The organism is Neobacillus sp. GCM10023253 (genome assembly GCF_042653105.1).
Lineage (GTDB): Bacteria > Bacillota > Bacilli > Bacillales > Cytobacillaceae > Neobacillus > Neobacillus citreus.
Genome location: NZ_JBHSHV010000011.1, coordinates 16,190 through 40,420 on the forward strand (window position 1 = coordinate 16,190; position 24,231 = coordinate 40,420).

The window sequence follows — 24,231 nt, forward strand, 5'->3', positions numbered from 1 at the left end:
AAAATGGATGAATGGCACATAGTTATTTGAAACATACTGGTGGCTGCCAATTACGTAAAAAGGAGATGATCCAAAATGCTTTCCAATATCGGTATTCCAGGATTAATTTTAGTGCTTGTCATTGCTCTGATCATATTCGGGCCATCCAAGCTGCCGGAAATCGGCCGGGCATTTGGTCGGACATTAACCGAATTTAAAAGTGCGGCAAAGGATTTAGTATCTGATGACAACAAAGAGGAAGCGAAAAAACCCGCGCTTTCCGCTGTGAAAAAAGAAAACTAATGGAAAGAGAGCAGGCGAGGCTACACGTCCGCTCTCTTTCTGTGTAAAAATAGGAGGGTTCAAAGGATGGAAAACAAAGAGCTGCATCTGGGAGATCATTTAGAGGAGCTTCGACGGCGGGTGATTATCACGTTGCTGGCATTTATTGCTTTTCTCATCACCAGTTTTATTTTTGCGCAGGATATTTATAAATGGCTTGTAAAAGATCTTGATGGTAAACTGGCAGTCCTTGGTCCAAGTGACATCCTTTGGGTCTACATGATGATTGCGGCCGTATTTGCAATCGCGGCAGCCATTCCGGTTGCTGCCTACCAGATTTGGCGCTTTGTGGCACCCGCACTGCATCGTGAAGAAAGGGTGGTAACCTTAAGGTTCATACCTGGGCTATTTCTGTTGTTTATAGCGGGGATCTCATTTGGGTATTTTGTGCTGTTTCCAATCGTTCTCGGATTTTTAACCAAACTGTCAGCTGGACAATTTGAAACGATGTTCACCGCGGAAAAATATTTCAGGTTCATGATCAACCTTACACTTCCGTTTGGATTTCTGTTTGAAATGCCGCTTGTTGTCATGTTTTTAACGAGACTAGGGATTCTCAATCCGGTTAGGCTGGCCAAGGCTAGGAAACTATCCTATTTTGGACTGATTGTCGTATCCGTTCTTATCACTCCGCCAGATTTCCTCTCGGATGTTCTGGTAATTGTGCCATTGCTTGTTCTATATGAGGTGAGCGTATCGCTGTCTAGAATTGTGTACAGAAAAAAATTGCAGCTTGAGGCCGCTCTAGAAAACCATGGCTTAGCAGAAAGCGGACAGTCATATTCATAATGCCTATTGTCTAAGAAAAAAGGTCGCGGGAGAACTCCCGCAACCTTTTTTTGAATAAATCTTCTATCAATTACTCTTCAACTTCCCCGCAATACTGGCTGATTAGCTTTACAGCCCGGGTCTGGCTGATATTTAAATCCTTTGCTACTTTTCTCGAACTCTTATGTTTTTTATACGACTGGACAATTAACGTACTCTTTACATGCTCAATGGCATCGTCGAGTTTTGCGGGAAGGCTGTACTGAGTTTGCGGCTGGATGTTTTGCGAAATGAGCTCAGGCAGGTCATATCTCTGGATGGTAGAGTCGCTGGTGACAACGAGCCTTTCCATTACATTTTCAAGCTGGCGGATGTTTCCCGGCCATGAGTATCCATAAAAGATATTCATGCATTCTTGAGAGATAATTTTATTCATCTCATATTTTTTATTAAATTTATATAAAAAATTATAAGTCAGAGGAATAATGTCCTCTCTGCGCTCCCTTAGCGGCGGCAGGTGAATATCGATGATATTTAAACGGTAAAATAAATCCTCGCGAAAAACTTTGTTCCCCACCATTTCAACTAAATCGCGGTTTGTCGCGGCGATGATCCGGACATCCACTTTTTTCATTTCGTATCCGCCAATCGGCAGATATTGTTTTTCCTGGATGACCTGCAATAATTTTGCTTGCAGCGACAAAGGAAGCTCACCAATTTCGTCCAGAAACAATGTCCCTTGATCCGCTATCTCCAGTAATCCCTTTTTACCATGCTTGCTGGCACCGGTAAAAGCTCCTTCGGCATAACCGAAAAGCTCTGATTCGAGCAGGTCTTCAGGCAGGGCTGCACAGTTAAGCTTCAGAAATGTTTTGTTTTTCCGCTTGCTTATGTCATGAATGTACTGAGCCAGTACGCCTTTTCCTGTTCCGGATTCTCCCTGAATTAATATGGTTGAATCTACCTTCGCAATTTTTTCACAGACCTTCAGAATGTCCTTCATCTTTTGACAATTCGTGATTGGAGTGGAGTGAGGAGATTCCGCTGGATGACTTTCTCTTTCTTTTTTTATTTGCTTAAATGTTTGCATCTCCTGTGAGGTCGTGACAATTAGTTCAATTTCATCTTCTTCGTTTAATATCGGAACGGCCGTCGTTAATAGCTCAGCCCCAATATAGGTGGACTGCCGGATGGTTACTGGCTTCTTTTCCTTAAAAACCAAAGGTATAATCGAGGGCTTCCAATACCCCATTTCAAGTAATTCCACATTTAGTTTTCCAACCACATCCTCTGGCTTTAAGCCGTAATGCTTTTCGCAAACACTATTAACAAAAATAATCCTTTGGTCCCGGTCAATAACAAATATTTCATCAGAAGAATGGTCTAAGATCTTTCTTAATGTTTCACCTGTTATTTCAGGTATGTGGATATTTTCTAACATAGGAGGACAGCTCCTTACTCGGTCTGAGTTGATTATAATTCAAATGAGTTGAAAATAACTCAATTTTAAACTAAGAAGTGAATAGAAATTGACACTTTTCCTAAATATAACGCGTTTTTAATAATTGGCACGATACTTGCATTAAGAAAAGATAAGTGATTTAAATCACACTAATACAATTTAACAAAATATTCGTTCTCTTGTAAACGGTTTATTCTGCATTCATCCGTTTTTGGGGAACAAGTAAGATGAATTGTTTCTGACTCAATCTAGTAATCTAGAAGATTTATAGCAATTTATCTTGTGAATAAAAAATTTTAAGAATAAAAGGAGAGAATTAGTATGGCAACTTATAATCCAGTCGTAAACCAGTCGAACAAAGTCTATGAAAGAACATTAACTTATGATTTATACACAGACCCAAAGGTGTATCAGCAGGAAATGAATGATGTGTTCGCTAAGTCATGGCAATTAGTCGGTCATGTAAGTCAAGTTGAGAAGGTCGGCCAGTTCTTTACCTGTGAAGTTGCAGGCGAGCCAATTCTTGTTACCCGCGGCAAAGACGAAGTGATTCGTGCATTCTACAATGTCTGCCCGCACCGTGCAACAAAACTTGAAAAAGAAGACGCTGGAACGAAGAAAATTTTTGCCTGCGGCTACCACGGCTGGACATTCCATTTAGACGGACAGTTGAATAAGGCTCCAAACTTCACTGGCGAAGATGCCCATTGTGTCAGCGACCGCTGCTTACGATCTGTAAAAATGGAAATTGGTGAGGGACTCATTTTCGTTAATCTTGATGATCATGCTGCACCTTTAGCTGAAGTGTACGGCGATTTCTTCGATCGTCTAGCAAAGTTCCCATTCTTAGGCGAACTTAAGAGAATTAACCAAAAAACACGTGTGATTAAAGCAAACTGGAAGGCGTTTATCGATAACTATTTAGAGTGTGACCATTGCCATGTTGCACATCCTAGCTTTGTAGCAACACTTGATATGAAAAACTATCAAATTGTTACTTGCCAAAACTATTCCGTTCAAGCATCAGTGGTTAAACCGGATAAAACAATGGGATCAACTGACTTAAATGAAGCAGAATTCCAAGGCGGGGAGTTCTACTGGTTATGGCCAAACCTAATGGTAACGATCTATCCAGGACCTGCCAATATGGCAACCATTCAAATGGTTCCGATTGACCACGAAACAACTTTAGGAGTATACACTTACTATTTCAGGGATGAGAATTTATCCCAAGAAGAACAGGACCTTGTCACATTTGCCGAGCAAGTAAGACAAGAAGATGTGGAGTTAGTAGAGTTGGAGCAGATTGGATTCCGTTCCCGTGCCTTTAACCAAGGAGTTTATTCTTCCTCCGAAAAGGCAATCGTACAATTCCACGACATGGTATTGGAGGCATTAGGGCGATGAGTAAGGTGGCAGCAGCTGAGAAAAAGCATTTGTTTATTAATGGAGCAGACGTAGAGGCGGCAAAATATGCCCCTCTTTACTCCCCATATTCTGGAGAGCTGATTGCTGAGATTGCAATGGCAGATGAAAAACTGACAAAGGACGCCATAAAATCAGCTCAAGCCGGCTTTCAAGTAATTTCCAAAATGCCGTCCTATCAGCGGGCAGCTATTTTGGAAAATGTCGTAAAACTCTTGGAAGAAAGGTTAGACCAAGCGGCAGAAGTTATTTCAAGAGAGTCAGCTAAGCCGATTTCTTTTGCGAGAGGAGAGGTTTCAAGAACAATTGAAACCTATAAATTTGCAGCGGAAGAGGCAAAAAGAATTCACGGGGAAACCCTTCCTTTTGACGCTTCTCCTGGCGGAGTAGGAAGAATCGGGTATACGGTCCGCAAGCCGATTGGAGTTATTGGTGCAATTACGCCGTTCAACTTCCCAATGAATCTAGTAGCCCATAAGGTTGGTCCGGCGATTGCATCAGGTAATTCCATTGTGTTAAAGCCGGCGTCTCAAACACCATTATCTGCCCTATATATTGCAGAGCTTTTCAAGGAAGCAGGCCTTCCTAACGGTGTCTTAAATGTGGTAACAGGAGCTGGATCAGTCGTAGGGGAAGCAATCATCCGTGATGATAGAGTGGCGATGATTACATTTACGGGTAGCCCGGCTGTTGGTATTGCGATTCGCAATAAAGCGGGATTGAAAAGAACAACTTTAGAACTTGGCTCTAATGCGGCAGTTATTTTAGATAAAGATACAAATATTGATCAAATCATCGACCGCTGTGTGATGGGGGCTTTCTCCAACCAAGGCCAAGTATGTATTTCTTTGCAGCGCGTGTATGCCCATGAAGATGTGTATGATCAATTTGTTGAAAAGTTTGCGGCGGCGGCAAAACTATTAAAAATAGGTGACCCGTTAAACCCTGATACGTATATATCAGCGTTAATTTCCAAAAAAGAAACAGAGCGCGCGGCAGTCTGGATTGAAGAAGCGAAGCAAAATGGCGCAGAGATAGTAGCTGGCGGTAAGCTTACAGAAGATGGGGTTTTAGAGCCGACTATTATAACCAATGTTGACCCGAAACAAAAGGTGTCTTGCCAGGAAGTATTTGCTCCGGTTGTGATTGTGAATAAGGTAAGTTCCGTTGAAGAAGCAATTGAATATGTAAATGATTCAAGATACGGGCTCCAGGCTGGGGTTTATACAAAAAATGTTGATCAGGCTTTACTTGCAAGCGAAATGCTAGAAGTCGGGGCTGTGATGATCAACGACATTCCTACTTTCCGGGTAGACCATATGCCATATGGCGGCGTGAAGGAAAGCGGAACTGGACGCGAAGGGATCAAATATGCAGTTGAGGAAATGACAGAATTGAAATTAGTTGTTTGGAACCGAGGAGACAAATAATGAGCACATATAAAATTGCTGTAATACCCGGGGATGGAATCGGCCCCGAGGTATTGCAGGAAGGAATAAAGGTTTTAAATAAAATTGCAGAGTTAGATGGCAGCCTAAGGTTCGAGTACACCTATTTTCCATGGGGCTGTGAGTACTATTCTAAACACGGTGTCATGATGGATGAGGATGGAATCGAAAAGCTCAAGGGCTTTGACGCCATTTTTCTAGGTGCAGTCGGATTTCCGGGTGTACCTGACCATATTTCCTTATGGGACTTGTTGTTGAAAATCAGAAAAAGCTTTGACCAATACATCAATATCCGTCCCATTAAGTTAATCAATGGCGCACCATGTCCATTGAAAGATATTAATCGGAAAGATGTGGACATGCTGTTTATCCGTGAAAACAGTGAAGGGGAGTATGCCGGAGCTGGTGATTGGTTATTTAAGGGCCAAGAAAATGAAGTCGTGCTGCAAACCGGAGTGTTTTCCCGCAAAGGCACTGAACGGGTGATCCGCTACGCTTTTGAAACAGCAAGAAAAGAAGGCAAATCTCTGACTAGTATCAGTAAGGGTAATGCCTTAAACTATTCAATGGTTTTCTGGGATCAAGTATTTGAGGAAGTCAGCAAAGACTACCCGGATGTGAAAACGGCCTCCTATCTCGTTGATGCAGCTGCGATGCTGATGATAACCGACCCGAAACGGTTTGAAGTAGTGGTTACTTCAAATTTATTTGGTGATATTTTAACAGATTTAGGTGCCGCTTTAGCTGGAGGAATTGGACTGGCTGCCGGTGCGAACATCAATCCTGAAAGAAACTTCCCATCGATGTTTGAACCGATTCATGGCTCTGCGCCGGATATTGCAGGTCTTGGTTTAGCTAACCCGTTGGCAACGATATGGTCCGCAAGTCAGCTGTTGGATCACCTTGGATATGAAAACTATGGAAAGCTAGTTCTAGATGCCATCGAGGAGCTGCTAGTGGAAGGTAAGATTCTAACACCAGATATGAAGGGAACCGCTTCTACATCTGAGGTAGGAGACCGAGTGGAAGGTATTGTCAGATCTCTCGCAGCATCTAAAGTGTTAAAATAATGTTTGATCGGCGGTCTATGAGGAGAAATTCCTCCATAGACTGCTATATTATTTTTGATTATAAATAATTTTCTTTATTTTTATACAACTTTTGGAAATCGCTTACAAGTAATTAAGAGGAAAAAATTGAAATTTACTGATAAGGGTGATTAGATGAATAGCAAGAAAGCTGTTTTTCATATTTCATTAGTTCTGAGTCTGTTGCTAATCAGTGTCGGTATTTTTGCTCCGAAGCAACTGGAGAATTTCTCAAATTCATCACTAGGCTTTATTTATAACAACTTAGGTTGGTTTATTCTTGGAAGTGTGTTTGTTTTCTTTGCCTTTTGTATGTATATTGCCATATCAAAATTTGGCCATATCCGTTTAGGCGATGATTCCGACCGTCCGGAATATAAAACAGCTACATGGATTGCCATGCTTTTCAGCGCGTCGATTGGCATCAGCCTTGTCTTTTGGGGCGTGGCAGAACCTGTCTCCTATTATATTGACCCTCCTTTTGGGAAGGCAAATTCTGAGCAGTCAGCAAAGCTTGCGATGCAAATTGTATATCTGCATTGGGGAGTTTCCGCGTGGGCATGCTATGCTGTTGTTGGTGTTTCTTTAGCATTTTTCCAGTTTAGAAAGAAGTTGCCATCATCATTAAGTTCTGTTTTTTATCCATTAGTTGGTGACAAGATTAAAGGTTCTTTTGGAAAATTTATTGATATCATAGTTATTTTATCCATTGTTATTGGAATTGCTACTTCCCTTGGTTTTGGAACATTGCAAGTAAACAGCGGTATGAATTATCTTTGGGGTATTCCAGTAGGTTTTTATATTCAGGTTATCATCATTGCTATTACAACGATTCTTTATCTTTCATCATCGGTTTCTGGATTGCAGGCCGGTATTAAACACTTGTCCAATCTTAATATGCTGCTAGCATTCGCTTTATTAGGATTTATGTTAATTCTTGGACCTACACAGTCCATTTTTAAAATCTTTTTACAAGGAATTGGCGATTATGCCCAAAACTTTATCGGCATGTCCTTTCGCATGGAGCCGTATAATGCGGGGAAAGGTGAATGGATTGGTAGTTGGACGCTGTTCTATTTTGGCTGGTGGATTGCCTGGGCTCCGCTTGTAGGAAGCTTTGTAGCGAGGATTTCAAAAGGAAGAACCATTAAAGAATTTATGATGGGTGCTGTCTTTATTCCGGTTCTCGGTTCCTTTTTGTGGTTTGCTGTTATGGGAGGTTCGGCACTCGACCTAATTCAAAATCACGGTAAAACAGCAATTGCTGAAGCTGTTTCTTCAGATGTAACATCTGCCTTATTTAAGTTTTTTGATTTCTTCCCAATGAGCACGTTCTTATCTGTCTTGGCAATGGTACTCGTGATTATTTTCTTTATTACATCTGCGGATTCTGCTATTTTTGTATTGGGAATGATCAGTGAAAACGGTAATCCAAATCCTACTCAAATTACTAAAATCATTTGGGGTGTCGTCATTGCTGCGGTTTCTGCTGTTCTAATTTTAACTGGCGGCTTAAAGGGACTGCAATCAGCGCTTGTCGCAACATCCATCCCGCTTGCCATACTAATGTTGGTTATGTGTTATTCAACCTTCAAAGGGCTCAAAGCTGAACTAGTTCAGATATCAAGCAACAAAACAGCTAAAAATACAGAAACTCTTGAAAAGAAAGCATTATAAAGGAACTTATATCAACCTCTCCTAATCATAAACTGATTCATACTAGGAGAGGTATAGTTTCTCAAAGTATCTATTTTATTTTCTGACTATTATCAATATTCTATATTATATTTCGGATATCAACTTCTACGAACTATTGTTATGCAGCAAAACAATCACCACTCTATTTAGGAAGGAATTTTACCCCATGAAGAAATGGATTGCTTTATTAACCATCATTCCCGCTATCGGCTCACTAACTGTCATCAATCGAATTGAACCTTATGTACTTGGCCTTCCGTTTATTGTATTCTGGTCGGCTTTATGGCTGGTGTTAACTTCTGTCTGCCTATATATCTGTAATGCTATCTATGATAAACAGGAGGAAAATCAATGAATAGCTCGATTCTAATTATTGGATTAACCCTATTTGCAGCTATATACTTGGGAATTCGTGCGCGTAAAGGGCAAGAAATGAAGCTTGAGCAGTGGGCGGTTGCGGAGAGAAATTTCGGTTCTCTCATCATGTTCGTATTAATGGCTGGTGAAATGTTTTCCACCTTTGTGTTCCTGGGTGCCAGTGGTGGCGCATATCGAATGGGAGGTCCTACCATCTACATTTTTTGTGCGTTGACCTATGTGATTCCATTTTGGATCTTGCCACCTATTTGGCGTTATGCAAAAAAGCATAATTTGCTGACACAATCCGACTTTTTTGCGAAGAAATATAACAGTAAATCCTTAGGGTTGCTTGTTGCTGTAATTGGTGTTATATCCATGATCCCTTATATTGTTTTGCAATTAAAGGGTTTTCAGATTATTGTGTCCGAGGCATCCTACGGAATGATTCCGCCGAAAATTGCCGTTTGGGTTGGAATGATTATTGTAACGATTTTTGTATATATTTCAGGTATTCACGGGTCAGCTTGGACAGCAGTTTTAAAAGACCTGCTTATGCTTGTAGTTATTTTGTTTTTAGGTATTTATTTGCCAATCCATTATTATGGCGGCATTCAGCCAATGTTCGAGACATTGGAACAAGCTAAACCAGGATTCCTGTTAATGCCTGATCAAGGTTTGAGTATTTCTTGGTATGTCTCCATCTGTCTAACCATTGCATTGGGGCAGTACATGTGGCCGCATTGCTTTGGAGCTAGTTTATCTTCCAAGAGTGAATCTGCTTTAAGGAAAAACACGGCCATTTTGCCTTTATATCAAATCATTCTCGTGTTTATCTTATTTATCGGCTTTACTGCGGTGTTACAGTTACCTAACTTGGAAGGAACGGCATCCGACCTCGCTTTATTTAAGATTGCAAAAGCCTCATTGCCGCCATGGTTTATCGGTGTCGTTGGTTCAGCTGGGTTATTGGCAGCCCTTGTTCCTTGTTCCTTATTAATCCTTACAGCTGCTACGACATTATCAAAAAATGTTTATAAAGCTATTAAGCCAGAAACATCTGACAAAAAGCTTGCTCAATTAACGAAAATCTTTGTGCCGATCATTTCATTAGTATCGTTATATTTTACCTTTTTCGGCGGAAATACAATGATTGCTCTATTGACAATGGCTTATAGTTTTGTGCTGCAGCTATTCCCGCCATTAGCATTTAGCTTGATGAAGCGCAATCCTGTTAGTAAAATGGGTGCTTCTGTCGGCATGGTTGTAGGTGTCGCCTTGGTTGCGTACTTTACCATCACAGACAAAACGATGGCAAGTTTTTTCCCGCACGCACCGCACTTGATCCAAGATCTGGATATTGGAGTAGTGGCAATTGCCATTAACACATTTATCATGCTTGCCATTAGTGTCTTCACAAGTAGGGTAATGGCTATGCAAAAGCCATTAATAAACAATATCAACTCCTAAATATAGGATTGAAAAAGGAGAAATACCCGAATGGCAGTCAATCAAATATTAGTTGAAAAAAATGTCCCCTGTACGTTAAGAGATGGCACCATTTTATATGCTGATGTTTACCGGCCAAACAATGGGAATCGATATCCTGTTTTACTTACACGTCTGCCCTATAACAAAAATGAACGGTATTATTCTCATCGTTATTTGGACACGCACCGTTTGGTGGAAAATGGCTATGTAGTGATTATTCAGGATGTAAGAGGACGATTTTCTTCGGAAGGGAACTTTTATCCTTTTAAACACGAAGGAAATGATGGCTATGATGCGGTTGAATGGGCAGCGGGACTGCCATATTCTGATGGAAACGTCGGAATGTTTGGTTTGTCGTATTACGGTTATACACAATTGCTTGCTGCAGCCGAAAATCCCCCCCATTTAAAAGCTATCTTTCCGGCACAAACTTTAAGTGATATCAGAGAGGGCGGCTTTTTTCGAAATGGGGTTTATGAGTTAGGCCTGAATGTTTCATGGGCACTTGAGTCTATTGCTGGCGATGAGCTTAAACGAAAATATATGAACCTAGCAGAATATGAAGAAAAGATGCGGGAATTGGCCGGGTATATCGACACGGTTGAAAATTGGTATACAGCTGCACCGTTGAAGGAATGGCCGCCGTTAAAAAGTTTGGACATATTAAGCTATTTTTTCGAAATGGCTGAATGGAAGCCTGACGATGATGGTTGGAAACAAGTTTCATTGACGGAAGAAAAATTGAAGAAAATAAACGTGCCGGCTTACCATCTTGCTGGCTGGTACGATTGTTTCTTAGGACCTTCAATTGCTAACTTTGTAAAGTTGAAACAGTCCTCAAATCAAACGCAAATGTTAATGATTGGCCCATGGGCCCACGGGAACTTCGGTTTTTCCATCGGGGAACGCAGATTTGGGCTGCATGCTTCAGAAAACTGGATTAACTACAAAGAAGACCTAACAAATCTTCACCTTCGCTGGTTTGATCAGTGGTTAAAAGGGGTCGATACGGGCCTTCTTTCTGAGAAACCAGTTAAGATTTTTGTGATGGGAGAAAATGTGTGGCGTGAAGAAGAGATCTGGCCATTACCTGATACCACGCATATTCCTTACTATTTTCATAGTGAAGGTGTTGCCAATACTAGATTTGGTAATGGGCAGCTTACTACCGAACCTCCCGAAAGCGAACCCTTTGACCAATTTGTTTTCAATCCCAAACACCCTGTCCCGACAACAGGGGGCGGAACGTTACTTCACACGGGGGCATTAACAGGGCCTCTAGATCAGCGTGCAGTTGAAGAACGGGAAGATGTCCTTGTTTTTACTAGTCCAGTTTTAGAGGATGAGCTAGAGGTCACAGGACCAATTAAAGTGGTTTTATATGCTAAAACGGATGGGGTTGATACCGACTTCACCGCCAAATTAGTGGATGTACTACCCAACGGGACAGCCTATAATTTAACGGACGGAATCGTCCGGGCAAGCGATGTTTACAAGCGGATCGGTAATGAGGTAAAAGCCTATGAGATTGACCTGTGGGCAACGAGTAATGTTTTTAAGCCTGGACATCGAATCAGGATTGAAGTTTCTTCAAGCAATTTCCCGAGATTTGATGTAAATATGAATAATGGTGGAACAATGCTGACAGATCTGGAGTCAAGACCCGCCATGCAAATAATTTATCACGAGGAAGACTATCCATCCCATGTAATACTTCCGGTTATTCGCCGAAAGTAAAAGTTGAGCATTCTTGTTATGAATCTGCCTGAACAAATATATTTCGGCTAAATCAGAGACTACTTCCTGATAATAAGGAGGTAGTCTTTTTGTTAGATTGATTTGGAGGATTTTATGAAAGGGAGATGCCAATCATGATTGCTAAGAAAATAATCCCGGCGGCCTTAATAGTCTTAAGCTTCTTTTTAATGTTTAAAATAGAGGTACACGCAAAATCAGCACAAAGGCCGATAGTTATACAAGGGGCCATGCCGGTCGAGATTGACCAGTTAATTCAAGGATTAGAAAAAGTTAAAAAAGAAAAGTATGGATCGTTTGTTTTTTATAAAGGCGAAATCAACCGCTATCCGGTTATCGTTTCAAAAACAGGAAAAGGAATGGAAAATGCCGCGGCGGCTACGGCCATTGCTATCGTCAAATATCACCCGATTGCTATTATTAATCAAGGTACATCAGGCGGCCATGTTCCCAATATACATGTATTTGATATTGTTGTCGGTAAAAGAGTGACCAATATCGGCTCGTTTAAAACAGAAATAAGAGGGAAAAATCAAGGGATTACCCCGACTAGGTGGATGCCTATGGACTTAACCGCTTCAGAGGAAAGTGAAGAAGAGGTGAAGGCGGGGCAAATCCGCTACTTCGAAGGAGATCAAGCATTGCTTGCTGATGCTATGAAAATAACGGACCAGTATCACAAAGGAAAAGTTGTCGAAGGTACGATCGGTTCAGCGGATGTATGGAATAACGAAGTGGACCGAATCAATTGGCTGAACAGCCTATTCAGTACCTTTGTGGAAGAAATGGAAGCAGCATCATCCGCCCAAGTTGCAGAAAGCTTCCAAGTACCGTTCTTGGGAATTCGAATTGTCTCTAATAACATTGTAAACGGTGAAAAATACAACCCCAATACAGAAACAGCAGGCCAGAGTTATGTGTATAAACTTGTTAAAACGTACATTTATAATTTAACAAAAAAGTAAGAAACATTTCCTCCTTATCATCCGTCTAATAGTTGAAATATCTGTGTCTTTTTCACAGGAATTTTTCGGAGAAAAATCGAATACATAGATAGAATGTAATTATTTGGTTTTTTGAATGAGGAGGAGTCAACCTTGGCCCATGAACAATGGAATCCCACAATAGATAAAATTCTCGCGAACATTGAAAAGGTTATGATTGGAAAAAGAAATGTCGCGGAACTAAGCCTTGTCGCGCTGCTGGCAGGAGGCCATGTTCTGCTTGAAGACGTGCCGGGTGTCGGAAAAACGATGATGGTCCGTGCCTTAGCTAAATCAGTTAATGCTAACTTTCGGAGAATTCAGTTCACCCCGGACCTGCTGCCATCAGATGTAACCGGGGTGTCCATTTATAACCCAAAGGAAATGGAGTTTCAATTTCGCCCTGGCCCGCTGATGGGTAATATTATCCTCGCGGATGAGATTAACCGGACTTCGCCGAAGACGCAGTCGGCACTACTTGAAGGCATGGAGGAAGCGAGTGTCACGATTGACGGAGTGACCCACAAACTCCAAAAACCGTTTTTCGTCATGGCGACGCAAAACCCGATTGAATATGAAGGTACATATCCGCTTCCGGAAGCACAGCTCGACCGCTTTTTATTAAAAATGAAGATGGGCTACCCGGACATCCAGGAAGAAATCGAGGTATTGAACCGGGCGCAAAAAGTGCCGCCAATCGAGGACCTTCAGCCTGTTATTGATCTGGAGGGCCTGCGGGCGCTACAACAAGAGGTCAAAGAGGTTTTTGTCGATGATACGATCAAGCGTTATATCGTGGATATCGTTAACCGGACAAGGGGGTATGGAAGTGTATACCTCGGCGCAAGCCCAAGGGGATCCATTGCTCTGATGAAAGCTGCGCAAGCCTATGCCTTTATTTTTGGACGTGACTATGTGCTACCGGATGATATTCAATATTTAGCGCCATACGTCCTGTCGCACCGGATTATTTTAAAGTCGGAAGCTAAATTTGAAGGGATCACCTCGGAGGAAGTAGTGAACCGAGTAGTTAACAGAGTTCCCGTTCCTGTCCAAAGGCTTGTGAAGTAAAATGAAAAAACTATGGAAATTCACTAAAAGGGCTTGGAAGTTTATCCTGTTATTTTTCTTGATCTTCCTGACCTTCTCCTATGCAATGTTCCAAGGGGGATTTGTCAGCTGGTTTCTGTTTTACAGCTTCCTGCCGTTTGCGATTTATTGCGTTGCACTTTCCTTCTATTCTTTGAACGAACTGGAAGTCAAAAGGATTCTGCCCAAAACGGATTACAATGCCGGGGAGCCGTTAAAAGTAACCGTCCAGATAAAAAGGTCGAAAGGCTTTCCGTTATTTTATTTAATCGTCCAAGATAACCTGGACCAATCATTAGAATATGCCGATAAAGCCAGCTCCCCGAAGGCCATTCTGTTTCCCGGTTTTAAAAAAGAGTTTACCTATGAATATACCATCGATAAATTGCCGCGCGGCGAGCATTTTTTTCAAACCTTTACCCTTAGGGCCGGCGACCCGCTCGGCTTATTTGAAAAGGAAAAAACACGCCCAGCTGAAGGGAAAATCATTGTCTATCCGGCCTATACCGAGCTCCTTTACCGTCCCTTTGAGCATCAGTATGACCAAGGTTTGACGGCATCCCGCGAACGGGTCCAGCGCGATACGACCATGGCGGTCGGCGTCAGGGACTACCAGCCGGGCGACCGATTTTCCTGGATTAACTGGAAGGCAACTGCCAAGCGGAATGAGATTATGACAAAAGAGTTTGAAAAGCGGCAGTCTCATGATGTTTTTGTGGTGATGGACTGTGTACCGGATAAACGCTTTGAAGCAGTAGTTTCGTTCACGGCCTCTTTACTAAGGGCTGTTTTGAAAAAAGGGGCGCAAACAGGCCTTCTTACCATCAGCAAGGAACGAGCCTCGTTTCCAATCAGAGGCGGGGAACAGCAGCTGCAGCAGCTTTTCTATCATCTCGCCAAAATCGAGGCAAAAAGCTTTTCACCGCTAGAAAAGGTCATTGAAGCAGATGGCCTATTTATTCAGCAAACCGTTTCATTCATGCTCGTCACAGCCCAGTTAACCAAGTCTTTGATTGAAAAAGCCAGCTTTCACGGCCAAAGAAAAGGGGCGATTACCCTTTTCCTTATCAAAGGTGAACATGAAGCGCCTGACGGCAATGAACGCTCGCTCATTGGAGTTGCAAACGCCCGCGGCGTCCGAGTGATATTGGTTCATGACGGTCAATTCGAAGCTGCCTTCTCGGAGGTGACGTTATATTAATGAAAAGAGATTTCCCAACCCTTCTTTTATATACCTTTGGATTTTTGCTGCTATGGGAATGGCTTAGGCCGGTGGAACAATTAACAGATACGGACCATATCGAAACATTTATTGTTTTTTTGATTATTGCGTTTGCCCTGTCCTATCTGCAAATGAAATGGTTTTGGCAATGGCTGATTAAGATTGTTTTCATTCTTTTTTCGATTAATCGGTTCCACTACGAGGGAGGTTTTTTTCACTCCGGATGGTTAGGTTCCTTTTCTGAGGATGTTATTAATAACTTATGGTCCGTTGCGGCTAGGAACTGGAATGAACTATCGAACGAATTCCGCACCCTGTTGTTTTTTATCCTATTGTGGATCATGATCTACCTCATCCATTATTGGCTCCTGCGGCAGCAGCGGATTTTTATCTTTTTCTTTATGACGTTACTGTATATCGCGGTTCTCGATACGTTTACCATCTATGATGCCAAATTTGCCATCGTCCGGACTGTGGCAGCTGGATTTGCTGTGATGGGCATGCTGACTTTTTTCCGCATCAACCGAAGAGAAAATATCAACAGCGACTCCGCTTTTATGAAAAAATGGATGGTGCCGCTTGTTATTATGGTTGCCTTAAGTGTGATTGTTGGAATTGCTGCTCCGAAGGCAGCGCCGATTTGGCCCGACCCGGTTCCATATTTAAAAGCGGCGGGTAACAAGGGAGGCGGAGATGGCATCGGCGGTATCAGCCGGATTGGCTATGGGACGAATGACTCCCGATTGGGCGGTCCGTTTATTGGGGATGATACCACTGTTTTTACGGTTGAGTCGAATGGCAAGAACTATTGGAAGGTTGAAACGAAGGATGTGTATACCGGAAAGGGCTGGCTTGCATCGGGGGCGACAACCATTGATTTCAGACAGTCTGATTTAGTGCCGGTATTATCTATACCAAGTAATGTGGAAACCACCAATGAAACAGCTAAAGTCAATCCGGCTGGGGAGTTTGTTTCTTTTGTTGTTTATCCGGCAGGAATTCAAAAGTTCATCGATTTCCAACCAAAGCTGCCTGAACAATACCCGATTCAAATTGATACAAATACGGAAAAAATCAGAAATATCGGCAATGTGGATTATATTGTTGATTTTAAAGTGCCTCAATACAAAGCTGTAGATTTAAGAAAAACGACAGGCTATGACCCGGCTGTGATGAACGAGGAGTTTTACAAAAGGTATACCCAGATTCCGGAAGAGCTGCCGCCAAGGATCAAACAATTAACAGAAGAGATCACCGCTTCTGAAACGAATTGGTTCGATAAGGCAAGAGCGGTGGAGCGGTATTTTGGAAATACAGAATACACCTATGACCAGAAAAATGTCGCTATCCCAGGGGGAAAAGACGATTATGTGGACCAATTTTTATTCGATACGAAAACAGGGTACTGCGATAATTTTTCCAGCTCAATGGCCGTCATGCTCCGCTCGATTGGCATTCCAACCCGCTGGGTAAAGGGATTTACGGGAGGAGAGTTCCTGGAATACAGCCGGGATGACGAAACGAAGGAGCTTTACACAATCACTAATAATAATGCTCATTCCTGGGTAGAGGTATTTATCCCGACTCAAGGCTGGATTCCCTTTGAACCGACAAAAGGGTTCTCAAACAGTATTAACATTAACTTTACATCAGGGCAGACTTCCACAAATACGCAAACACCTGCGCCTGCACCTGTAAAAAAACCGGAAAAGAAGCCGCTCGAAGAAACAGCAAATGTAAAGAAAGATAACTCCTTTGATATCAGGGATATCTGGAGAAATATCCAGTTGTTCTTCAAAAATGAGTGGAAATGGATTGTGTTTGGCGGCGTGCTAGCTGCTGCTGTTATTGCGCTTTTGTATCGAATTCGCGGCAAATGGTTCCCGTATCTCGTCATGCTGCGTTACCGTTTTAGGAAAAAGGATGAAACCATCAGTGCAGCCTACTTGATTTTACTAAGTCAGCTCGACCGTTACGGGTTAAAACGTAAGGAAAATCAAACACTTCGTAACTATGCCCGCTATATTGACACGTTCTTCTCGACGAGGGAAATGACGCGCTTAACGCACCGTTATGAGCAGTACATATACAATCAAAACCTGCCAGAGGGAAGCTGGAAGGAAACGTGGGAATTGTGGGAAAATTTAATCAAAAAGACTATCGCTTGACCAAAAAATCATCCTATTGTTACAATATGGTGTAATTTAATAGGTGAAAACCTTCATATATCCTCGATGATAGGGTTCGAGAGTCTCTACCGGGCCGCCGTAAATGGCCTGACTATGAAGGCAGAATTGGTTAAGTATATTCTTATACGAAAAAACTAGAATTCTGCCTTCTTATTTTATTAAGGGCGGGAACTCTAGTTTTTTTATTTTTTATAAAAAATCGGGAAAAACTAAATTAACTTAAAAAAATAGGGGTGGGCATGTTGTCTGGAAAGCAAAATATGATTGTCGTTTTAGACTTTGGAAGTCAGTATAACCAATTAATCACACGCCGGATTCGCGAGTTTGGCGTTTACAGCGAACTGCATCCGCATACGATTACGGCGGAAGAAATCCGCAAGATGAATCCGAAGGGAATTATTTTTTCAGGCGGTCCTAACAGTGTGTATGATGAAAATTCCTTTCGTTGTGACGAAGAAATTTTTGAAATGGGTCTGCCGATTCTTGGCATTTGCTATGGTATGCAGTTAATGACCGTTCATTTTGACGGCAAGGTTGAAAAAGCGACGCACCGTGAGTATGGAAAAGCTACAATGAAGGTAGAAAATCAATCAGCGCTATTTGGCGGTCTGCCGGAAGAGCAGGTTGTCTGGATGAGCCACGGCGACCTTGTTGTGGAAGCGCCGGCAGGGTTTACTGTTGATGCAACAAGCCCATCCTGCCCGATTACTTCGATGAGTAATGCAGATAGAAAGCTTTATGCTGTTCAGTTCCATCCGGAAGTGCGCCATTCTATTTATGGTAATGACCTTTTAAATAATTTCGTATTCAATGTTTGCGACTGCAGCGGCGATTGGTCAATGGAGAACTTCATTGAAATGGAAATGGAAAAAATCCGTACAACTGTCGGAAATAAAAAAGTTCTGTGCGCGCTAAGCGGCGGGGTAGACTCCTCAGTTGTTGCCGTATTAATTCATAAGGCCATAGGCGATCAGTTAACCTGTATTTTTGTCGATCACGGCTTATTACGGAAAAACGAAGCAGACAGCGTTATGAAGACATTCTCTGAAGGCTTCCATATGAATGTCATCAAGGTAGATGCTAAAGAACGCTTCTTATCAAAGTTGACAGGTGTTTCTGACCCTGAGAGAAAGCGGAAAATTATCGGCAATGAATTTATTTATGTGTTTGATGATGAATCGGCCAAGCTTGAGGGCATTGAATTCTTAGCACAAGGAACGCTTTATACCGATATTATCGAGAGCGGTACAGCAACAGCGCAAACGATTAAATCCCACCATAATGTTGGCGGGCTTCCTGAGGACATGCAATTTAAATTAATCGAACCATTAAACACTTTATTTAAAGATGAGGTACGTGCCTTAGGTACCGAGCTTGGAATTCCAGATGAGATTGTCTGGAGACAGCCATTCCCGGGACCGGGCCTTGGTATTCGTGTCCTTGGTGAAATCTCGGAAGATAAATTAGAAATCGTCCGCGAATCAGATTGGATTCTCCGCGAGGAAATTAAAAAGGCAGGGCTTGACCGCGATATTTGGCAATACTTCACCGTGCTTCCGGATATCCGCAGCGTCGGTGTCATGGGAGATACCCGTACGTATGATTATACAATTGGGATTCGCGCGGTCACCTCGATTGACGGTATGACTTCTGACTGGGCAAGGATTCCGTGGGATGTCCTTGAAGTCATTTCAACAAGAATCGTAAACGAGGTCCCGCACATCAACCGCGTTGTCTATGACATCACCAGCAAGCCACCTGCAACAATTGAATGGGAATAAGAGGAAGTGAAAAAACGAACGATGCTAAAAATATTTTTTAGTATCGTTCGTTTTTATTGTTTACAAACATAAAAAACGCTGTTAAAATAAAAAAGTCAAATGAAGATATTGTCGAATTGCGTCGTATAATATTGGGGATATGGCCCAAAAGTTTCTACCGAGCCACCGTAAATGGCTTGACTACGAGGCAGTGTTTAATAGAGAGGCATTTTTATTCTTTTCTCTGTTTTCACCTGCCAATAGTCAACGTTCCGGTAGAATGCCGGAACGTTTTTTTGCATAAAATAAAGGAAAAACAGGGGGAGAAAAGAATGCATAAGTATTTTGAGTTCGAAAAAGTAGGCACAAATTACCGCCGCGAATTTATGGGCGGACTGACTACGTTTTTAGCAATGGCTTATATTTTGGTTGTAAACCCATTAACACTGTCACTTGCATCTGTTAAAGATCTTCCTGATGCAATGAGAATGGATTATGGAGCAGTGTTTGTAGCTACAGCATTAGCATCGGCATTAGGTTCGATTATTATGGGTCTTCTTGGTAAATATCCGCTTGCGTTAGCACCGGGGATGGGATTAAATGCTTTCTTCGCTTATACAGTGGTACTAGGAAGCGGAATTCCTTGGCAGCATGCTTTGGGCGCTGTATTCATTTCCGGCGTATTCTTCTTTTTACTGACGCTGACAGGTCTTCGGGAGAAAATTATTAATGCCATTCCAATTGAATTGAAACATGCAGTTGGTGCTGGTATCGGTTTATTTATTACCTTTGTCGGATTGCAAAGTGCTGGAATTATCGTGAACAATGATGCAACACTTGTTGGTCTGGGAGATTTGTCAGCCCCAGGGACATTATTGGCCATTTTTGGCATCTTAGTAACAGTTATCATGATGACAAGAGGAATTAGTGGTGCGGTATTCTACGGAATGATCATCACGGTAATCGTAGGAATGATTTTTGGCGAAATTAAAGTTCCTGACAAAGTTATTGGCCATGTACCAAGTATCTCACCAACCTTTGGTGCTGCGTTTTCTTCCTTTGGAGACAGTTCGTTTTATACAACAGCTATGCTGGGTATTATCCTTACCTTCTTGTTTGTGGATTTCTTTGATAACGCAGGGACGCTTGTTGCGGTTGCCGGTCAGGCAGGATTAATGAAGGACGGAAAACTTCCAAATGCAGGAAGAGCCTTGGTTTCTGACTCTGTTGCTTCAACTGTCGGTGCTGTACTTGGAACATCAACAACCACCTCGTATATCGAATCAACAGCGGGGGTTGCTGCCGGTGCCAGAACAGGATTTGCGTCACTGGTAACTGCTGCATTATTTCTTTTATCATTATTCTTCTTCCCGGTATTATCAGTCATTACAGCGCCGGTTACTGCTCCTGCATTAATTATTGTTGGGGTACTGATGGTTTCTTCTTTAGGGAAAATTGACTGGACTAAGTTTGAAATTGCCGTTCCGGCGTTTTTAACCATCATTGCAATGCCGCTTTCATACAGTATCGCAACTGGAATCGCGATCGGTTTCATCTTCTATCCGATTACAATGCTGGTAAAGGGCAGAGCGAAAGAAATTCATCCGATTATGTACTTCTTCTTTGTTATCTTTGTACTGTATTTTATTTTCTTAAAATAAATCCTTTATAAAGGAGCTGTGGATATTTTTCACAGTTCCTTTTTTTGTCGTTGACTTCCTGATGGGCGTCTTTTAGTATGGTAATACTGATTGTTTTTATTCGAAATGAGGATTAAGGGTATGGCAAAACTTCAGATAAATAAGGCTTTAAATAATAATGTATTGATTGCTGAACACCCTGCCTACAAGGAAGTTGTCATTATCGGCAAAGGCATTGGCTTTAACCGTAAACAGGGCGATTTTATTGATACGGAAAAAGTTGAAAAGCTATTTGTTCTTAAAAATGAAAAAGAGCAGGAAAACTATATTAAACTTCTTCCTTTTATTGACCAAAATGTTCATGAAGTAATCATTTCCGCCATTAACCTAATAAAGCAGCGTACTCGTTCAAAGTTAAATGAGCATATTCATGTTGCTTTAACCGACCACTTAATGTTTGCGCTAACGCGTGTCTCGCAAGGGATGGAAATGGGCAATCCATTCTTGGTCGAAACGAAAGCGCTCTATCGTCATGAATATGAGGTGGCGAAGGAAGTCGTGGAATTGATTAAAGATAGAACCGGTATTGAACTTCCGGTGGGGGAGATTGGTTTTATTGCTCTCCACATTCATAGTGCCATAACGAATAAGAATCTTTCTGAGGTTAATCAGCATTCCCAGTTGATCAGCAGATTAGTGGATATGGTGGAAGAGCAGTTACTGGTTGAAATTGATAAGGAAAGCATTGATTATATGAGGCTGGTCCGCCATCTTCGTTTTACGATAGAACGTGTCAGAAATGGGGAAAAAGTGGAAGAGCCAGAAAAAATCGCTTCCCTATTGAAGGATGAATATCCGGTGTGCTATAATCTTGCATGGAAGCTCATTAAGGTAATGCAGCAAGCTTTAAAAATGAAAGTGTTCGATGCAGAAGCTGTCTATCTGACGATGCATTTGCAGCGGCTGCAAAACAAATTTAAATAGTCATCAATTTACGTGTTACTGATTCGATCAGGCATGAGTAAAAAATTGATTGAAATGAGGATGTATGGGAACTCTATACCCATATCTTCATTCAATTGGTCTTTTGCTCATGCCTTTTTTGCGTCTTTTTTATAAAAAGCATTCATTTAATGAGCTAGAATACAATTTCAGGAGGTTTAAATATGTTTAAGAGAGCTTTTGGCGTCTTACAAAAAGTCGGTAAAGCATTAATGTTACCGGTTGCATTACTGCCGGCTGCAGGGATCCTGCTGGCGTTAGGTGCAGCGCTTGTTAACCCGGCCTTATTAAACTTGGCACCTTTCTTAGATAATGAAGGGGTCAGAATGGTCGCTAATGTAATGAAAAATGCCGGAGATATTGTCTTTGGTAACCTGCCGTTGCTATTTGCAGTCGGGGTTGCTGTCGGATTAGCTGGCGGAGAAGGTACAGCCGGACTTGCAGCGATTATTGGCTACTTGATTATGAATGTCACAATGGGGACAGTTTTAGGAATTGATGCAAAGGATATTAATGGCACGAGCTATGTTAGTGTCCTCGGGATTCCTACCCTCCAGACAGGTGTATTTGGCGGGATTATCGTTGGTATTATCGCCGCAGGATTATATAATAAGTTCTATGAAATTGAGTTGCCTTCTTATTTGGGATTCTTTGCCGGTAAACGGTTTGTTCCGATTATTACGGCAGGAACAGCTATCATTTTAGGTTTAATCATGTTGGTTATTTGGCCTCCAATCCAGCACGGATTGAATGCGTTCTCTAATAACATGGTAAATGCAAACTTAACGCTTTCGGCGTTTGTCTTTGGGGTTATTGAGCGTTCATTAATTCCTTTTGGACTGCATCATATTTTCTACGCTCCATTCTGGTATGAGTTTGGCAGCTATACAACTCATGCCGGTGAGGTAGTTCACGGTGACCAGCGGATCTTTATGGCTCAGATTTCAGACCACGTGAAGAATCTGACTGCCGGTACGTTTATGACAGGTAAATTCCCGTTCATGATGTTCGGTCTTCCAGCTGCAGCGCTTGCTATCTATCATGAAGCAAGACCAGAGAAGAAAGTATTTGTCGGGGGCTTAATGGCATCTGCTGCCTTAACTTCTTTCTTAACAGGTATCACTGAACCGATTGAATTCTCATTCCTATTTGTTGCACCAATTTTGTTTGGAATCCATGCCATTTTTGCTGGATTGTCATTTATGACGATGCACCTGTTAAATGTAAAAATCGGGATGACTTTCTCGGGAGGTTTAATTGACTACATTCTATTCGGGTTGATTAACCCGCAAACGCATGCTTGGCTTGTTATTCCTGTCGGTCTTGTGTTTGCTGTTATTTATTACTTTGGTTTCCGTTTCGCGATTCGCACGTTTAATTTGAAAACACCAGGCCGCGAACTGGAGGAAGAAGAAAACCAGGCGCCGACTGGCAAAGCAAGCTCAGGCGATTTAGCTTCTAATATATTAGATGCCATGGGCGGCAAAGCAAATATTGCTCACTTAGACGCATGTATTACCCGCCTTCGTGTATCTGTTAATGATATTAAAGACGTGGACAAAAATGAATTGAAGCGGCTTGGGGCAGCGGGTGTCCTTGAGGTCGGCAACAATATTCAAGCTATCTTCGGCCCGCGTTCTGAAACAATTAAGGGTCAAATGAAGGATATAATGGAAGGAAAGCGTCCGCGCACAACCGCTGTCAATGCCCCGGAAAAAGGCGTGCAGCAGCAAATTGAAGAGGTAAACCCTGAAGCGCTTCAATCTGAACATAACGGTGAAGATGTATTTGTTTCTCCTATTAAAGGAGAAATCAAACCAATCACTGAAGTGCCGGATCAAGTATTTGCAGGTAAAATGATGGGTGATGGCTTTGCAATTGTTCCTGAGGAAGGCTTGGTTGTATCTCCAGTCGACGGTAAAATTGTTAACCTGTTCCCAACCAAGCATGCCCTAGGCATCCTTTCTGATAACGGCCGTGAAATTCTTGTTCACGTAGGCATCGACACGGTTAACCTTAAGGGTGAAGGCTTTGAAACATTGGTGTCTGAAAATGACCGTGTAACAAAAGGCCAGCCGCTGTTAAAGTTTGATATTGCCTATATTAAGGAGCATGCCAAATCAACGATTACACCAATCGTCTTTACTAATTTAACTGAAGGCGAAAAAGTAGTTATTGAAAAGCAGGGGCTTGTAGACATAAAGCAAGAAGGTATTATTAAAATAACAAAGTAATGTATTAAGTTACCGGCTCTTTATAAGGGCCGGTTATTTTTTTGAAAAAAATCCATATAAACAGTTGACGAATTTAATCCAGGGTGATAGTATATTAAAGCAGTCGTTACCGGCGAGTTAACAACAAATTGATAGTAAATACTTCAAAAAAGTTGTTGACTTCGAGAAAACGATGTGATATATTAATAGAGTTGCTTCTGATGAAGCGATTTTAAAAAATAGTTCTTTGAAAACTAAACAAACAAAAACGTCAACAAACAATAATATTCGTTTCATTTGAAACGAAGCCAACGTAACAT

Annotated in this window: 18 protein-coding genes and 2 riboswitches; of the genes, 17 read left to right on the forward strand and 1 reads right to left on the reverse strand. The window is 41.8% G+C overall.

Annotation, left to right across the window (positions count from 1 at the left end; all coding sequences use genetic code 11):
• The first annotated feature begins 75 nt into the window (after window positions 1-75).
• Window positions 76-282, forward strand: a complete 207-nt coding sequence (locus ACFPA1_RS13825) for a twin-arginine translocase TatA/TatE family subunit (RefSeq protein ID WP_213148362.1) — start codon at window positions 76-78, stop codon at window positions 280-282.
• Window positions 283-348: 66 nt separating this feature from the next.
• Window positions 349-1,110 carry a twin-arginine translocase subunit TatC gene (gene tatC / locus ACFPA1_RS13830; RefSeq protein ID WP_213148361.1) on the forward strand — a complete coding sequence of 254 codons (762 nt, stop codon included), beginning with the start codon at window positions 349-351 and terminating at the stop codon, window positions 1,108-1,110.
• Between the two features lie 70 nt (window positions 1,111-1,180).
• On the opposite strand, the gene ACFPA1_RS13835 is transcribed toward tatC, so the two are convergent.
• Window positions 1,181-2,530, reverse strand: a complete 1,350-nt coding sequence (locus ACFPA1_RS13835; protein ID WP_378583744.1) for a sigma-54 interaction domain-containing protein — start codon at window positions 2,528-2,530, stop codon at window positions 1,181-1,183.
• A gap of 342 nt (window positions 2,531-2,872) precedes the next feature.
• Between ACFPA1_RS13835 and ACFPA1_RS13840 the strand changes: the two genes are divergently transcribed.
• From ACFPA1_RS13840 to ptsG, 15 genes are all read left to right on the forward strand, one after another.
• The gene (locus tag ACFPA1_RS13840) at window positions 2,873-3,958 is read left to right on the forward strand and encodes an aromatic ring-hydroxylating oxygenase subunit alpha (RefSeq protein ID WP_378583746.1); all 1,086 of its coding nucleotides are present in this window, start codon (window positions 2,873-2,875) and stop codon (window positions 3,956-3,958) included.
• Window positions 3,955-5,406 (forward strand): aldehyde dehydrogenase family protein, encoded by a 1,452-nt coding sequence (locus ACFPA1_RS13845; protein ID WP_378583749.1) that lies wholly within the window; start codon window positions 3,955-3,957, stop codon window positions 5,404-5,406. The genes ACFPA1_RS13840 and ACFPA1_RS13845 overlap by 4 nt, the downstream gene beginning before the upstream one ends.
• A complete protein-coding gene (locus tag ACFPA1_RS13850; RefSeq protein ID WP_378583751.1) occupies window positions 5,406-6,494 on the forward strand; it encodes a tartrate dehydrogenase in 1,089 nt (362 codons plus the stop codon). The genes ACFPA1_RS13845 and ACFPA1_RS13850 overlap by 1 nt, the downstream gene beginning before the upstream one ends.
• A gap of 153 nt (window positions 6,495-6,647) precedes the next feature.
• Complete coding sequence (locus ACFPA1_RS13855; RefSeq protein ID WP_213148357.1) at window positions 6,648-8,189, forward strand: BCCT family transporter; 1,542 nt, start codon at window positions 6,648-6,650, stop codon at window positions 8,187-8,189.
• 187 nt (window positions 8,190-8,376) lie between these two features.
• Complete coding sequence (locus ACFPA1_RS13860; RefSeq protein WP_378583754.1) at window positions 8,377-8,565, forward strand: DUF3311 domain-containing protein; 189 nt, start codon at window positions 8,377-8,379, stop codon at window positions 8,563-8,565.
• Window positions 8,562-10,037 (forward strand): sodium:solute symporter family protein, encoded by a 1,476-nt coding sequence (locus ACFPA1_RS13865; protein ID WP_213148355.1) that lies wholly within the window; start codon window positions 8,562-8,564, stop codon window positions 10,035-10,037. The genes ACFPA1_RS13860 and ACFPA1_RS13865 overlap by 4 nt, the downstream gene beginning before the upstream one ends.
• Before the next feature lie 30 nt (window positions 10,038-10,067).
• The gene (locus tag ACFPA1_RS13870; protein ID WP_378583756.1) at window positions 10,068-11,795 is read left to right on the forward strand and encodes a CocE/NonD family hydrolase; all 1,728 of its coding nucleotides are present in this window, start codon (window positions 10,068-10,070) and stop codon (window positions 11,793-11,795) included.
• 188 nt (window positions 11,796-11,983) lie between these two features.
• A complete protein-coding gene (locus ACFPA1_RS13875) occupies window positions 11,984-12,778 on the forward strand; it encodes a 5'-methylthioadenosine/S-adenosylhomocysteine nucleosidase (RefSeq protein ID WP_378583768.1) in 795 nt (264 codons plus the stop codon).
• A gap of 132 nt (window positions 12,779-12,910) precedes the next feature.
• Window positions 12,911-13,867: an AAA family ATPase gene (locus ACFPA1_RS13880; RefSeq protein ID WP_213148353.1), complete on the forward strand. Its 957-nt coding sequence runs from the start codon at window positions 12,911-12,913 to the stop codon at window positions 13,865-13,867.
• A 1-nt stretch (window position 13,868) separates the two neighbouring features.
• A complete protein-coding gene (locus ACFPA1_RS13885) occupies window positions 13,869-15,086 on the forward strand; it encodes a DUF58 domain-containing protein (protein WP_378583758.1) in 1,218 nt (405 codons plus the stop codon).
• A complete protein-coding gene (locus ACFPA1_RS13890) occupies window positions 15,086-17,275 on the forward strand; it encodes a transglutaminase TgpA family protein (RefSeq protein ID WP_378583760.1) in 2,190 nt (729 codons plus the stop codon). The genes ACFPA1_RS13885 and ACFPA1_RS13890 overlap by 1 nt, the downstream gene beginning before the upstream one ends.
• A 33-nt stretch (window positions 17,276-17,308) precedes the next feature.
• A riboswitch (purine riboswitch) is annotated at window positions 17,309-17,410 on the forward strand.
• A 125-nt stretch (window positions 17,411-17,535) separates the two neighbouring features.
• A complete protein-coding gene (gene guaA / locus ACFPA1_RS13895; RefSeq protein ID WP_378583761.1) occupies window positions 17,536-19,077 on the forward strand; it encodes a glutamine-hydrolyzing GMP synthase in 1,542 nt (513 codons plus the stop codon).
• Between the two features lie 101 nt (window positions 19,078-19,178).
• A riboswitch (purine riboswitch) is annotated at window positions 19,179-19,280 on the forward strand.
• Between the two features lie 108 nt (window positions 19,281-19,388).
• A complete protein-coding gene (locus ACFPA1_RS13900; protein ID WP_378583763.1) occupies window positions 19,389-20,717 on the forward strand; it encodes an NCS2 family permease in 1,329 nt (442 codons plus the stop codon).
• Between the two features lie 120 nt (window positions 20,718-20,837).
• The gene (gene glcT / locus ACFPA1_RS13905; RefSeq protein WP_378583765.1) at window positions 20,838-21,680 is read left to right on the forward strand and encodes a glucose PTS transporter transcription antiterminator GlcT; all 843 of its coding nucleotides are present in this window, start codon (window positions 20,838-20,840) and stop codon (window positions 21,678-21,680) included.
• Between the two features lie 182 nt (window positions 21,681-21,862).
• A complete protein-coding gene (gene ptsG / locus ACFPA1_RS13910) occupies window positions 21,863-23,932 on the forward strand; it encodes a glucose-specific PTS transporter subunit IIBC (protein ID WP_213148347.1) in 2,070 nt (689 codons plus the stop codon).
• The last annotated feature ends 299 nt before the right edge of the window (window positions 23,933-24,231 follow it).

What these genes read in the sequence shown, in the direction of transcription:
- ACFPA1_RS13850 (WP_378583751.1), top strand. Translation starts at nt 5,406, where the DNA reads ATGAGCACATATAAAATTGCTGTAATACCCGGGGATGGAATCGGCCCC.
- ACFPA1_RS13835 (WP_378583744.1), bottom strand. Translation starts at nt 2,530, where the DNA reads ATGTTAGAAAATATCCACATACCTGAAATAACAGGTGAAACATTAAGA.
- glcT (WP_378583765.1), top strand. Translation starts at nt 20,838, where the DNA reads ATGGCAAAACTTCAGATAAATAAGGCTTTAAATAATAATGTATTGATT.
- ACFPA1_RS13840 (WP_378583746.1), top strand. Translation starts at nt 2,873, where the DNA reads ATGGCAACTTATAATCCAGTCGTAAACCAGTCGAACAAAGTCTATGAA.
- ptsG (WP_213148347.1), top strand. Translation starts at nt 21,863, where the DNA reads ATGTTTAAGAGAGCTTTTGGCGTCTTACAAAAAGTCGGTAAAGCATTA.
- ACFPA1_RS13885 (WP_378583758.1), top strand. Translation starts at nt 13,869, where the DNA reads ATGAAAAAACTATGGAAATTCACTAAAAGGGCTTGGAAGTTTATCCTG.
- ACFPA1_RS13865 (WP_213148355.1), top strand. Translation starts at nt 8,562, where the DNA reads ATGAATAGCTCGATTCTAATTATTGGATTAACCCTATTTGCAGCTATA.
- guaA (WP_378583761.1), top strand. Translation starts at nt 17,536, where the DNA reads ATGTTGTCTGGAAAGCAAAATATGATTGTCGTTTTAGACTTTGGAAGT.
- ACFPA1_RS13845 (WP_378583749.1), top strand. Translation starts at nt 3,955, where the DNA reads ATGAGTAAGGTGGCAGCAGCTGAGAAAAAGCATTTGTTTATTAATGGA.
- ACFPA1_RS13875 (WP_378583768.1), top strand. Translation starts at nt 11,984, where the DNA reads ATGTTTAAAATAGAGGTACACGCAAAATCAGCACAAAGGCCGATAGTT.
- tatC (WP_213148361.1), top strand. Translation starts at nt 349, where the DNA reads ATGGAAAACAAAGAGCTGCATCTGGGAGATCATTTAGAGGAGCTTCGA.
- ACFPA1_RS13855 (WP_213148357.1), top strand. Translation starts at nt 6,648, where the DNA reads ATGAATAGCAAGAAAGCTGTTTTTCATATTTCATTAGTTCTGAGTCTG.
- ACFPA1_RS13890 (WP_378583760.1), top strand. Translation starts at nt 15,086, where the DNA reads ATGAAAAGAGATTTCCCAACCCTTCTTTTATATACCTTTGGATTTTTG.
- ACFPA1_RS13870 (WP_378583756.1), top strand. Translation starts at nt 10,068, where the DNA reads ATGGCAGTCAATCAAATATTAGTTGAAAAAAATGTCCCCTGTACGTTA.
- ACFPA1_RS13825 (WP_213148362.1), top strand. Translation starts at nt 76, where the DNA reads ATGCTTTCCAATATCGGTATTCCAGGATTAATTTTAGTGCTTGTCATT.
- ACFPA1_RS13900 (WP_378583763.1), top strand. Translation starts at nt 19,389, where the DNA reads ATGCATAAGTATTTTGAGTTCGAAAAAGTAGGCACAAATTACCGCCGC.
- ACFPA1_RS13860 (WP_378583754.1), top strand. Translation starts at nt 8,377, where the DNA reads ATGAAGAAATGGATTGCTTTATTAACCATCATTCCCGCTATCGGCTCA.